Below are 12,645 nucleotides of genomic sequence, written 5' to 3'. Positions count from 1 at the left end.
GCCGTGCGCCACGCTGTCAACTCGCGATGATTGGTCGTCCGATGTCCTCGCCTCTCACGTCCCGGCTCCCGCTGTCCCGACACCAGGTCGACCGGGACTACCTCACCCGTGAGCGTGACGGAGTCGTCGACGAACTGCTCGCGTTGGAGGTGACCCGTGTGCTCCCGGTCTGGCGGGGGCGGACGTTGATGGCCTCCCCGGATTCCCTCGCGCTCCTGCCGGCTGCCGCGGTGCCGGCCGCCGACGACTACGTCTACCTCGGTGTCTCGAAGGACCCCTCCGCCGTCGAGCCGGTGGGCACACCCGTCCTCGCGGCGCTGCTCGACGACGAGCGCGCGCGGTCGCTCTCGTCCGACGACTCCGCCTGGGGCAGCCCGCGGGTCTCGGGAACGGCGTTGAGTGCCCGGGACGCGGGCCTCGCCGTCGAGGCCGTCGCCGTGGCGAACTGGCACGACTCGCACCGGTTCTCGCCGCGCACCGGCCGCCGCCTGGTCACCGACAAGGCGGGCTGGGTCCGTCGCGACCCGGATGACGGCCACGAGGTCTTCCCCCGGACCGATCCTGCGATCATCGTCGGCGTCACCGACGCGGACGACCAAATCCTGCTCGGCTCGAACGCCCTGTGGGAGCAGAACCGGTACTCGTTGCTCGCCGGCTTCGTCGAGCCCGGCGAGTCCCTCGAGCACGCGGTGCAGCGCGAGATCTTCGAGGAGTCCGGCATCAACGTCGTGTCGCCTCGATACGTCGGCTCGCAACCGTGGCCCTTCCCGGCGAGCCTCATGCTCGGCTTCCGGGCCGAGGTCGACGCCGACGACCCGGGGACGCTCACGCCTGACGGAGCCGAGATCCTCGACCTGCGCTGGTTCAGTCGTGACGACCTGGTCGCCGGCCTGGGCGAGATCGTCCTGCCCGGACGGACGTCCATCGCCCGGGCGATCATCGAGGACTGGTTCGGCGGCGAGATCGACCAGTGACCGAGGCCGCCGACCTGATCGCGGGGCTCGACGAACAGCAGCGCCGTGCGGCGTCGAAACTGCTCGGCCCCGTGTGCCTCCTCGCGGGTGCCGGTACGGGCAAGACCCGTGCCATCACCCATCGCATCGCCTACGGGGTCGCCACCGGCGTGTACGCCCCGAACCGCGTCATGGCGCTCACGTTCACCTCACGCGCGGCCGCCGAACTGCGCGGCCGTCTGCGTCACCTGGGCGCCGGGGGAGTCTCTGCACGGACCTTCCACGCCTCGGCCCTGTCCCAGCTGTCGTACTTCTGGCCGCAGACGATGGGTGGTCAGATGCCGCGCCTCCTCGACAGCAAGGCCAAGGCGCTCGCCCACGCCGCCGAGTCCCTGAGGCTCAAGATCGACACGGCGGCGCTGCGCGACCTCGCGGCCGAGATCGAGTGGCGGAAGGTCTCTCGGCTCACCCTCGAGGACTATGCCGAGGCGTTGCCGAGCAGGTCGTTGCCGCCGGCCATCAGCGTCGAGAAAGCCGTCGACCTGCACCGTGCCTACGAGGCCGTCAAGGACGAACGGCGACAGCTCGACTTCGAGGACGTCCTGCTCGCGACGGTCGGCATGCTCGAGCTCGAGCCGCGGGTGGCCCAACAGGTGCACGAGCAGTACCGCTTCTTCGTCGTCGACGAGTACCAGGACGTCTCGCCCCTCCAGCAGGACCTGCTCGACCTGTGGCTCGGCGGCCGGAACGACCTCTGCGTGGTCGGCGACGCCAGTCAGACCATCTACTCGTTCGCGGGTGCGTCCTCGGACTACCTGCTCGGGTTCGGTTCACGGTACGACGACGCCACGGTCGTCCGTCTCGAGCAGAACTACCGCTCGTCGCGGCAGATCGTCGACACGGCGAACCAACTCATGCGGGGCCGTCCGGGTGCCCTGCACCTCCACCCGGCCGTCGAGACGACGGGCCCGGTGCCGCCCGTGACCGAGTACGCCAGCGATTCGGCCGAGGCCAGGGGCATCGCCGAGACCATCGCCGACGAGATCCGGTCGGGCGTCGCGCCGGAGGAGATCGCGGTGCTGTACCGGGTCAACGTCCAGGCGGCGGCGATCGAGCGCGCACTCGCCGACGTCGGCGTGTCGACCCGCATCCACGGCGCGACGCGCTTCTTCGAGCTCCGTGAGGTGAAAGAGGCCCTGATGATGATGAAGGGCGCGGCGGTGAGCATCGTGGGCGAGCCGCTCTTCAAGACCGTCAGCGACGTCCTCCGGTCGCTCGGCTGGACCCAGGACGCACCCGACCAGAGAGGCGCGATCCGCGACCGCTGGGAGTCCTTGAACACGATCATGGGCCTGGCCGAGGCATCACCCCCCGGGACGACCCTCCGCCAGTTCGTCGACGAGCTCTTCGCCCGCCAGGCCGGTCAGCACGAGCCGACCATGGCCGCGGTCACCCTGGCGACGTTGCACTCCGCGAAGGGCCTCGAATGGCGCAGCGTCTATCTGATCGGCCTCAGCGAGGGCCTCGTCCCGATCAGCTACGCGAAGGACGACGCGGCGATCGACGAGGAGCGCCGCCTCTTGTACGTCGGCGTCACGAGGGCGCGTGAGCGGCTCCGGTTGTCGTGGAGTCGCTCGGGGCAGGGGCGCGGCGGCGAACGGCGGGTGAGCCGGTTCGTGGAAGAGCTGCGCACCCGCACTCCGGGTGCGGCGACACGTCCGCGCGAGTGACCAGCCCGTCGGCGATCGAGACCGACTCGACCTCGGAGTCCTCGGGGGCGCCGTCCGCGCCGGTCAGACGGGACCACAGCCGGCGGGCGGCTCTCGTGGCGACCTCGTGGACGGACAGCAGCGGAGGCGCGGTGAGGGGACGGGCGCTCAGCTGACCGGCGATCGCGGGCCAGGCACGGTCGGCCTCGCCGGCATGGAGGTCGAGACACCGGGCGCAGGCCGTCGAACCGGGCACCGTCACGGGGCCGATCCGCGCGTGACGATCGCCCACGCGTACGACGAGGTGCGTCAGGTCGGACCTCACCCACTCTCGGACGACCCCGGGGTCGAGCACGTGCCCGCCGACCAGGACGCCCGTGGCGTGCCGCGGTGGAGCCAGGTCGGCGTCGGCCCGTCGGACGTCGGCACCGCAGGAGCCGAGGAGGCGCGCGACGGCATCGGCGACGGGGCCCGGCCCGCCGACGACGACGGTCGGCGGGACGACCGACCGGGTGTCGCCGCCCAGCGCGGGTCGCAGGCGCTCGACGGAGGCTTCGACCGCGGCGCGATCCAGGCCGAGGTGGGCGACGAGGGTGGGCAGGCCCCCCGCGCCGTGCCCCGCGGCGAGGGCCGCGACCACCCGCTCGTCGAGCCTGCTGACCGGACTCAGGACGAGCGTGGGGCGGTCGACGCCGACCTGGAGGGTCGACGGATCGCGCCAGACGACGGGGATGCGGGGATCGAGGACGAGGGGCATCGTCCGATCATGTCGTGGGGCCGGGGCGGATGAGGAGTTGTCCACAGGTCCGCCCGGGTCCCGGTGACGGTGTCCGTCAGGACCGGGGGGCGTCCTGGTCGGGCCCGGACTCGCCGGGCTCGGTCGCCGAGCCGTCGTCCCCCTCGCGGGGGCGGTCGTCGGTCGTGTCGTCGAGCAGGTCCTGGATCGCCTGGTCGACGTCGTCGAAGGTGGGCACGTCCGACGTCAGGCGGGCCACGAGGGCCTGCGGGTCGTCGACGTCGGCGCTGGTGGGCACGATGTCCGGGTGCGACCAGAGGTCGTCTCGGCGCTCGGCACCGACGGCGTCGGTCACGGTCTGCCAGAGGACGGCCGCCTCGCGGAGGCGCCGCGGCCGCAGTTCGAGGCCGACCAGGGTGGAGAAGGCCGACTCGGCAGGTCCGCCGGCGGCCCGGCGGCGGCGGACCGTCTCGGCGATCGCCGCGGACTTCGGGAGGCGCGCCGTGGCCTGGGCGGTCACCACGTCGACCCAGCCCTCGATCAGGGCCAGGGTGGTCTCGAGCCGGGCGAGGGCGGCGAGCTGCTCGTCGGTCTTCGGGGGGATGAGGGCCCCGCTCTTCATGGCCTCCTGCAGGTCGCCGGGGTTCGAGGGATCGAAGTCCACCGCGAGTTCTTCGAGCCGGGAGGTGTCGATGCGGATGCCCTGGGCGAACTCGCGGATGGACGAGATGAGGTGCAGGCGCAGCCATCGGGCGTGCCGGAACAGGCGGGCGTGCGCGAGTTCGCGGACCGCCAGGTAGAGCTGCACCTGGTCGGCCTCGATGTCGAGGCCCTCGCCAAAGGCGGCGACGTTCTGGGGGAGCAGCGCCGCCTGCTGCTCGTCGAGGAGCGGGATGCCGACGTCGCCGCCGGACACGACCTCGGTCGAGAGCTGGCCGACGACCTGTCCGAGCTGCATGGCGAAGAGCGTGCCGCCGACGCTGCGCATGACCTGGCTGGCCCCGGCGAGCATCGAGCGCATCTCTTCGGGAGCCTGCTCGCTGAGCACGCCGGTCAGGGAGTCCGCGATCGACGTGGCCACGGGCTCGGCGAGCTGGCTCCACACGGGCATGGTGAGACGTGCCCACTCGGCGCGGGTCACGAGGCGCGGCGTGGCGGTGAGCTCGGCCACGAACGTGACGTCGTCGAGCCACAGCGCGGCGACGTGGAACGCCTGCTCGAGGGCGGCGGTCTCGGCCGCGGTCGGCACGACGGCGCTCTGGGCGCCCACGGCGGTCGCCTGTTCGGTGGCGATCGACCAGTCGATGCCGTCACCGCTGCTGTTGACGGCGTTCTGCAGCTGACTCATGAGTCGCGCCACGAAGGCAGGGTCGTCGGGCAGCCCGGCGGCCCCGGCGAGCTGCGACGGATCGATCTCGGAACCGCCGGACAGGAACTGCCGCAACATGTCACGGAACTCGTCCTCAGGCCCGCGCGGCGAATCATCGGTCATGCTGACTACGCTAGCTGCTGGCCGCACGAAGATCCTGGGATTCGGCCACCGCTCCGGGGGCGTCGCTCCGCTCGTGGCGAACGCGACCCGCGCCTCCCCGGCCGATCCCGAAAGGACCCTCCGTGGCCTTCTTCACGCCCCCGCGCACCGCCCCCTCGTCAGCACGCCGAGCGAGCAGGTTCGGCTGGCCCCTCCTGGGTGTCGCCGTCGTCTCGGCCGTGGTCCTGAGCCTCCTCCCGGGGCCCTACCTGATCGAACAGCCCGGCCCCGTGTTCGACACCCTGGGCAGTGCCGAGTACGAGGGTTCGTCCCAACCCCTGATCACCGTGTCGGGCCACGAGACCTACCCCACCGCGGGCACCCTCGACCTGCTGACCGTGAGCGTGCAGGGCAACCAGGACGTCCGGCCGGGCTGGGTCGACGTCGTCCGCGCGTGGGCGGACCGAAGCCGTTCGGTCATCCCGGTCGAGGCCGTGTACCCGTCGGGGGTGTCGAACGACCAGGTCGACGAACAGAACGCCGTCGACATGCAGAACTCCCAGAAGTCCGCGATCGCCGCGGCGCTGATCCACGAGGGGTACGCCGTCCCCAGCGCCGTGACGGTCAGCCAGGTCTCCGAGGGGAGCCCTGCCGAGGGCGTCCTGCGTGAAGGTGACGTCCTGGTCAGCGTCAACGGCACGAGTCTCGCCACCGATGCGGACGTGGACGTCCTCCGCGGCCTGGTGGCGGCGAACGGGGCGTCGACGCCGGCGGAGGTGGTCCTCGAACGCGCGGGGACGAGCATGACCGAGCAGGTCACCCCGCAAGAAGTCGACGGCACGCCGCTCCTCGGCGTCGGGGTCAGCGTGGACTACACGTATCCCTTCGACGTCACGCTCAAGCTCGACCAGGTCGGCGGACCGAGTGCCGGCATGATGTTCGCGCTCGGCATCATCGACAAGACGACACCCGGCGAGCTCACCGGCGGCGCGAAGGTCGCGGGCACGGGCACGATCACGGCCTCGGGCGAGGTGGGTGCCATCGGCGGCATCCGACAGAAGCTCTACGGCGCTCGCGACGCCGGGGCGACCGTCTTCCTGGCACCGTCCACGAACTGTTCCGAGGTCGTCGGGAACGTGCCCTCCGGGCTGGACGTCTACTCGGTCGCCACGTTGGACGATGCGGTCACGGCGCTCGAGACGGTCGCGGACGGCGGCGACACGTCGTCCCTGGCCACCTGCACGGCCGGTCGATAGCGCTCGTGCAGCCCGCGCAAAGCTGAGAAGGGGACGCTGAGTCGGCCAGGCTCGACACGTAGGATGGCCGTCCACGTCCCCGTCAGCCAGGAGTCCACCCTTGACGTCACCCGCATCGTCGCGAACCGCACGACGCTCGCCCCGATTGCCCGTCCTGGTCACGGTGGCCGTCCTCGCCGCCCTGGTCATCGCCTTCTTCATCTTCTCGTCGCTGCTGACCGACTACCTCTGGTACCAGCAGCTCGGGTTCACGGGAGTGCTCACGACACAGTGGATCTCCCGCCTCGTGATGTTCGCGGTGGGCTTCGTGGCCATGGCGGTGCCGGTGTACGTCAGCATCGAGGTGGCCTTCCGGTTCCGGCCGGTGTACGCCAAGTTGAACTCTCAGCTCGACCGCTACCAGCAGGTCATCGAGCCCCTGCGTCGGGCCGTCGTCATCGGCGTCCCCGCCGTCCTCGGCCTCTTCGCCGGCATCGCCACGTCGACGCAGTGGCAGACCGTCCTCGAGTGGATCAACCGCACCCCCTTCGGTCAGACCGACGCGCAGTTCGGGCTCGACATCGGGTTCTACGTCTTCGAGCTGCCGCTCTACCAGGCCGTGGTCGGCTTCGCCTCGGCCGTCGTGCTCATCGCCGGCATCGCCGCCGTCGCGACCAGCTACCTCTACGGTGCCCTGCGCTTCACCGGTCGCGAAGTGCGCATCTCGAAGGTCGCGCGCATCCAGTTGGCCGTCACGGCCGCCGTCTACCTGCTCCTCCAGGGCGTGAGCCTCTGGCTCGACCAGTACGCGACCCTGTCCGACGGAACGAACAAGCTCCTCACGGGTGCCACGTACACCGACGTCAACGCGGGCATCCCCGGCAAGCAGATCCTGGCCGGCATCGCGGTGGTCGTGGCCGTCCTGTTCATCGTGACCGCGATCGTCGGCCGCTGGCGCCTCCCGGTCATCGGTACGGCCGCGCTCATCATCATCAGCATCATCGTCGGGGGCATCTACCCCTGGATCGTCCAGCGCTTCACGGTCGAGCCCAGCGAGCGGACGGTCGAGTCGCCGTACATCGAGCGCAACATCCAGGCGACGCGTGAGGCGTACGGCGTGGCCGACGTCGAAGAGCAGACCTACGATGCGAAGTCCGACGCCGAGGCCGGCGCCCTGGCCGGTGACGCCGTCACCACCGCGAACATCCGCATCATCGACCCCGCACTCGTGACCGACGCCTTCGCCCAGCTGCAGCAGTACCGCCAGTACTACAGCTTCCCCGAGCAGCTCGCGGTCGACCGGTACACGATCGACGGCAACGTGCAGGACACCGTCATCGCCGTGCGCGAGCTGAACACCTCGCAGCTCGGCAACTCGGCGACCCCCTACAACACGACCTTCGTCTACACGCACGGCTACGGCGTGGTGGCGGCCTACGGCAACCAGCGGTCGGCGGACGGCCAGCCGGTCTTCCTCGAGTCCGGCATCCCGGTGACGGGCGCCCTGGGCGACGCCGGCGACTACGAACCGCGAATCTATTTCGGCCAGGAGTCGCCCACCTACTCGATCGTGGGTGGCGACGGCGGCAACGACATCGAGCTCGACTACCCGTCGGGCAGCAACGACAACGGCACCAACGAGACGACGACCTTCGAGGGAGACGGTGGGCCCAAGCTCGACAACGTCTTCAAGAAGCTCATCTACGCCATCAAGTTCCAGTCCGAGCAGATCTTCCTGTCCGACGCGGTGAACGACCAGTCGCAGATCCTCTACGACCGTGACCCCACCGAGCGCGTCCAGAAGGTCGCTCCCTACCTCACCATCGACAGCGCGCCGTACCCCTCCGTCGTCGACGGCAAGGTCGTCTGGATCGTCGACGGCTACACCACGACCAACGAGTACCCGTACTCGAAGCCGCAGGCGTTGTCCGACGCGATCGCCGACACGTACAACGACCGCCCGGTGTACGCCTCGAACAACATCAACTACATCCGCAACTCGGTGAAGGCCACGGTCGACGCGTACGACGGCTCGGTCAAGCTCTACGCGTGGGACACCAGCGACCCGATCCTGCAGACCTACGACAAGATCTTCCCCTCCACGCTGTCGCCGCTGAGCGACATGTCGGCCGAGCTGCTCCAGCACGTCCGCTATCCGCAGGACATGTTCAAGGTGCAGCGGGCGATCCTCGGCACGTACCACGTGACGGACGCCGACTCGTTCTACTCGAGCGACGACGCGTGGGTCACGCCCAACGAGCCGACGAGCAACGCCCAGAACCCGCCGTTGCAGCCTCCGTACTACCTGACGCTGCAGCTGCCCGATCAAGACCCTGCGTTCTCGATCTACTCGACGTACATCCCGCAACAGTCGGGTGAGAACGCCCGGAACGTCCTGACGGGCTATCTCGCGGCGAATGCCGATGCCGGGTCGACGCCGGGCGAGATCTCGTCGGACTACGGCAAGCTGACGCTGCTGGCCTTGCCGCGCACCGACACGCTGCCCGGTCCCGGACAGGTGCAGAACAACTTCAACACCGACACGGCCGTGGCCAACCAGCTCGCTCTCCTCACCCGGGGTGACACGAGCGTCGTCCGAGGCAACCTGCTGACCCTGCCGGTCGGCGGTGGTCTGCTCTACGTCCAGCCGATCTACGTGAAGTCGAACTCCGAGACGTCGTACCCGGTCCTGCAGCGCATCCTGGTCTCGTTCGGAGACAAGATCGCCTTCGAGGACACCCTCGACGGCGCCCTCGACTCGCTGTTCGGTGGCAACTCGGGTGCGACCGCCGGCGACAACGGCGTGCCGACCACGGGTGACGGGACCGACGGCACCGGCACCGGCACCGGCGACGGAGCGACCGACGGTGGTACGGCGACCCCCGACACCGGCGGCACCGGATCGGGTACCGACAACGCAGCGCTCGACCAGGCCCTGGCCGACGCTCAGCAGGCCCTGACCGACCGTGCCGCGGCCTATGCCGACAACGACCTGGTCGCGGCGGCGGAAGCCGACACGCGCCTCCAGACCGCGCTCGAGGACGCGGTCGCCGCCAGCGGTCAGTAGGCCCGAGCGGTGATCGTCGACCCCCCTTCCGGCATGCCGGGAGGGGGTTCGTCGTCGATCCAGCGTCGTGGGTGCCTCTTCCGGTGGCTCGATTGGACGGGGGCCGAACGGCGTGCTAGAGTCATTTCTTGTGCCGCGGGGTGGAGCAGTTCGGTAGCTCGCTGGGCTCATAACCCAGAGGTCGTAGGTTCAAATCCTGCCCCCGCAACAAGAACGATGAAGGCCCCGGTCGAATGACCGGGGCCTTCTTCGTGTCCTCGTGCGCGTGATCGGGTCTGTGCCCCGGCCGCCGATCATGCCAAGGTTGAGGCATGTCGAGACTCCGGGTGGTCATCGCGCCCGATTCGTTCAAGGGATCCCTCGGCGCACCAGAGGTGGCGGCGGCCCTCGCCGCCGGCTGGTCACGATCACGGCCGGACGACGTCGTCGTCACCCTGCCCTTGGCGGACGGCGGCGAGGGCACCCTCGACGCGTTCGAGCGGGCGTGCCCCGGGAGCGTCCGCCACGAGAGCGTCGTGGAGGGCCCTGACGGCCGCCCGGTCGACGCCCCCTGGCTCACGCTGCCCGACGGTACGGCCGTCGTCGAGCTCGCCTCGTCCTGCGGGCTCGGCCTGCTGAGCTCGCCCGCGCCGCACGACGCGAACACCCGCGGCCTGGGTGGCGTCATCCGTGCGGCCGTCGACGCCGGAGCCACCCGGCTCGTCGTCGGCCTCGGAGGCAGCGCGTCGACGGACGGGGGAGCGGGCGCTCTGACGATCCTCGGTGCCCGCATCGTGGATTCCCTGGGGGAGCCCGTCGCCTCGGGCAACCACGGCCTCACGACAGCCGCCCGGGTCGATCTGTCGGGTCTCATCGCCCTCCCGCCCGACGGCGTCACCCTGTTGGTCGACGTCGACAGCCCCCTGCTCGGTCCCGACGGTGCCGCGGCCGTGTTCGGGCCGCAGAAGGGTGCCTCCGTCGACGACGTCCTCGCACTCGAGCAGGGTCTCGAGCGTTTCGCGAGCCTCGTCGACGTCGATCCCACGACGCCCGGGGCCGGGGCCGCAGGAGGAACGGGTTTCGGTCTGCTCGCCTGGGGTGCCCGTCTGCAACCCGGAGCGGTCGCCGTCGCCGAGACGGTCCGTCTCGCCGAGGCCCTGGCCCACGGTGACGTCGTCGTCACGGGAGAAGGATCGTTCGACGGTCAGACCGCCGCCGGGAAGACCGTGTCGCTCGTGCGTCGGATGGCCGACGCCGTCGGAGTACCGGTCGTCCTCGTCGCCGGTGCGGTCGACGCGCCTGCGGACGGCTTCGCGGACGCCGTCTCGACCACGCAGGTGGCCGGGGGCGTCGCCGAGTCCACGACCCGCGCCTCCTACTGGGTGGGCGAGGCCGCCGCCCAGGTGGCGGGGCGGTGGGCGCGATGAGCGCCGGCAGGACACCCGAGGTCGTCGTCGCGGTCGTGCAGACCGCACCCGGCGACGACCCGGCGAGCAACCGGCGGACCATCACGGACCTCACCGAGGAGGCGGTCCGCCGCGGAGCACAGGTGGCGGTCTTCCCTGAGTACTCGTCGTATTTTTCCCCCGACCTGGGCCCGGCGTACCTCGAGGCCGCGGAATCGACGGACGGGCCCTTCGTGCGCCATCTGACCGCGCTGGCCGACCGGCTCGGCGTCGTGGTCGTCGCCGGCCTCGTCGCCGTCTCGCCCGACCCGGCCCGGTTCGAGAACCTGCTCGTGGCCGTGGCGCCCGGTCGGGGCGTCGTCGCCCGCTACTCGAAGCAGCACCTGTACGACGCATTCGGTGGGCAGGAGTCCCGGTGGATCGTGCCGGGCCCGTTGGCCGTCGCCGCGACCTTCGAGGTCGGCGGGCTCGTCTTCGGTCTGCAGACCTGCTACGACCTGCGGTTCCCCGAGGTCACGCGGACGCTCGTCGACGCCGGGGCCGACGTCGTCCTGATGCCGGCCGAATGGGTGCGCGGGCCGCTCAAGCAGCACCACTGGACGACCCTCCTGACCGCTCGTGCGCTCGAGAACACCGTGTACGTCGCCGCCGCGGACCACGCACCGCCGATCGGCGTGGGCTGCAGCACGATCGTCGACCCGACGGGCGTGGCCGTCGCCTCGGTCGGGGACGAGGTCGACGTCATGGCAGTGGCCGGGGTCTCGGCCGACCGGATCGCCGCCGTGCGGCGCCTGAACCCGTCCCTGGCCCTGCGTCGGTACGACGTGGTCCCGCGCCGCGTGGGGGCCGGCGAGACCTCCACGGAGCGCTCAGACCGAGAGTGACGCGAGTCGGGCCGCGGCCTGCTCGAGCACCTCGACGCGCTTGCAGAAGGCGAAGCGGACGAGGGACGACTGCTCGGCGGCGAGCGCCGGGTGGCAGAAGGCGCTGATCGGCAACCCGACGACTCCGACCGATTCCGGGAGGCGCCGGCAGAGCTCGGCCGCGTCGTCGAACCCCAGCGGAGCGGCGTCGGCGACCACGAAGTACGAGCCGCGGCTCGCGCGCACCGCGAAGCCGGCCCGACGCAGCCCGTCCGACAGCACGTCTCGCTTGTGGGCCAGCGTGCGAGCGATCCCGTCGAAGTAGGCGTCGGGAAGTCCGAGTCCGACGGCGATCGCGGGCTGGAAGACCGAGCCGTTCACGAAGGTCAGGTACTGCTTGACGGCGACGATGCGGTCGACGAGTTCGGCCGGACCGGTCAGCCAGCCGATCTTCCACCCCGTCGTGTTGAAGGTCTTGCCTCCCGACGAGATGCTGATCGTCCGGGCCGCCGCTCCGGGCAGGGTGGCGAACGGCACGTGTGCCGCTCCGTCGAAGAGCAGGTGCTCGTAGACCTCGTCGGTGACGACGAGCGCGTCGTGCTCGACGGCGAGTTCGAGCAGGAGGCGCCTGGTCGCGTCGTCGAGGACGCTGCCCGTGGGGTTGTGCGGGTCGTTCAGCACGACGAGGCGGGTGCGCGGTCCGAAGGCCCGTCGGAGTTCGTCCGGGTCGACGACCGAGTCCGGACCCCGGAGCGGGACGGTGACGTGGACGCCGCCCGCGAGCCCGATGACGGCTCCGTACGCATCGTAGAAGGGCTCGAGCGTCACCACCTCGTCACCGCGGTCGACGAAGGCCAGGATCGTGGCCGCCAGCGCCTCGGTCGCCCCCGCGGTCACGAGCACCTCGTGTCGCGGATCGAGGTCGATGCCGTAGAACCGCCTCTGGTGGGCGGCGACGGCGTCGAGGAGGACGGGCATGCCCCGGCCCGGCGGGTACTGGTTGAGGCCCGAGCGCAGTGCCTCGTGCGCCGCCTCGAGGACCTCGACCGGGCCGTCCTCGTCGGGGTATCCCTGCCCGAGGTTGATGCTGTCCGTCGCCGTGGCGAGCGCCGACATCTCGGCGAAGATGGTCGGGGCGAGTCGACCGGCGGCGTCGAGGAGCATGGCGCCGCTCGCCGCGCGTTGCCAGGGTGCTTGAGGAGTCATGATCCCGTCACCGTAGCCGC

At 70.7% G+C, this 12,645-nt stretch carries 9 protein-coding genes and 1 tRNA gene; 8 read left to right on the top strand and 2 right to left on the bottom strand.

Features of this window, described 5'->3' with window-relative positions; genetic code table 11:
* Window positions 1–41 precede the first annotated feature (41 nt).
* The 3 genes from nudC to IFT79_RS01470 all read left to right on the top strand — a co-directional run bounded on the left by nudC (window position 42) and on the right by IFT79_RS01470 (window position 3,452).
* Window positions 42–974 carry an NAD(+) diphosphatase gene (nudC, locus tag IFT79_RS01480; protein ID WP_192122732.1) on the top strand — a complete coding sequence of 311 codons (933 nt, stop codon included), beginning with the start codon at window positions 42–44 and terminating at the stop codon, window positions 972–974.
* Window positions 971–2,683, top strand: a complete 1,713-nt coding sequence (locus tag IFT79_RS01475) for an ATP-dependent helicase (protein ID WP_123571543.1) — start codon at window positions 971–973, stop codon at window positions 2,681–2,683. The genes nudC and IFT79_RS01475 overlap by 4 nt, the downstream gene beginning before the upstream one ends.
* Before the next feature lie 256 nt (window positions 2,684–2,939).
* On the top strand, window positions 2,940–3,452 hold the full coding sequence (locus IFT79_RS01470) for a hypothetical protein (RefSeq protein ID WP_192122731.1): 513 nt from the start codon (window positions 2,940–2,942) through the stop codon (window positions 3,450–3,452).
* A gap of 43 nt (window positions 3,453–3,495) precedes the next feature.
* On the opposite strand, the gene IFT79_RS01465 is transcribed toward IFT79_RS01470, so the two are convergent.
* A complete protein-coding gene (locus tag IFT79_RS01465) occupies window positions 3,496–4,890 on the bottom strand; it encodes a zinc-dependent metalloprotease (RefSeq protein ID WP_192122730.1) in 1,395 nt (464 codons plus the stop codon).
* A 122-nt stretch (window positions 4,891–5,012) separates the two neighbouring features.
* Between IFT79_RS01465 and IFT79_RS01460 the strand changes: the two genes are divergently transcribed.
* The 5 genes from IFT79_RS01460 (at window position 5,013) to IFT79_RS01440 (ending at window position 11,440) form a co-directional block, all read left to right on the top strand.
* On the top strand, window positions 5,013–6,125 hold the full coding sequence (locus IFT79_RS01460) for a YlbL family protein (protein WP_123571541.1): 1,113 nt from the start codon (window positions 5,013–5,015) through the stop codon (window positions 6,123–6,125).
* 145 nt (window positions 6,126–6,270) lie between these two features.
* Complete coding sequence (locus tag IFT79_RS01455; RefSeq protein WP_446718846.1) at window positions 6,271–9,171, top strand: UPF0182 family membrane protein; 2,901 nt, start codon at window positions 6,271–6,273, stop codon at window positions 9,169–9,171.
* Window positions 9,172–9,305: 134 nt separating this feature from the next.
* A tRNA-Met gene (locus tag IFT79_RS01450) sits at window positions 9,306–9,379 on the top strand.
* Between the two features lie 103 nt (window positions 9,380–9,482).
* Window positions 9,483–10,577 carry a glycerate kinase gene (locus IFT79_RS01445; protein ID WP_123571539.1) on the top strand — a complete coding sequence of 365 codons (1,095 nt, stop codon included), beginning with the start codon at window positions 9,483–9,485 and terminating at the stop codon, window positions 10,575–10,577.
* Window positions 10,574–11,440 carry a carbon-nitrogen hydrolase family protein gene (locus IFT79_RS01440; protein WP_056049178.1) on the top strand — a complete coding sequence of 289 codons (867 nt, stop codon included), beginning with the start codon at window positions 10,574–10,576 and terminating at the stop codon, window positions 11,438–11,440. Before IFT79_RS01445 ends, IFT79_RS01440 begins: the two co-directional genes overlap by 4 nt.
* Here IFT79_RS01440 and IFT79_RS01435 read toward each other — a convergent pair.
* Entirely contained in the window at window positions 11,426–12,625 is a 1,200-nt protein-coding gene (locus IFT79_RS01435) for an aminotransferase class I/II-fold pyridoxal phosphate-dependent enzyme (RefSeq protein WP_192122729.1), read from the bottom strand. The two genes, IFT79_RS01440 and IFT79_RS01435, sit on opposite strands and share 15 nt — an antisense overlap.
* Window positions 12,626–12,645 lie beyond the last annotated feature (20 nt).

Source organism: Frigoribacterium sp. CFBP 8759 (genome assembly GCF_014841655.1).
Taxonomy (GTDB): Bacteria; Actinomycetota; Actinomycetes; order Actinomycetales; family Microbacteriaceae; genus Frigoribacterium.
The sequence above is the reverse complement of the archived record's forward strand: the minus strand, read 5'-3'. Positions and strand labels throughout refer to the sequence as shown.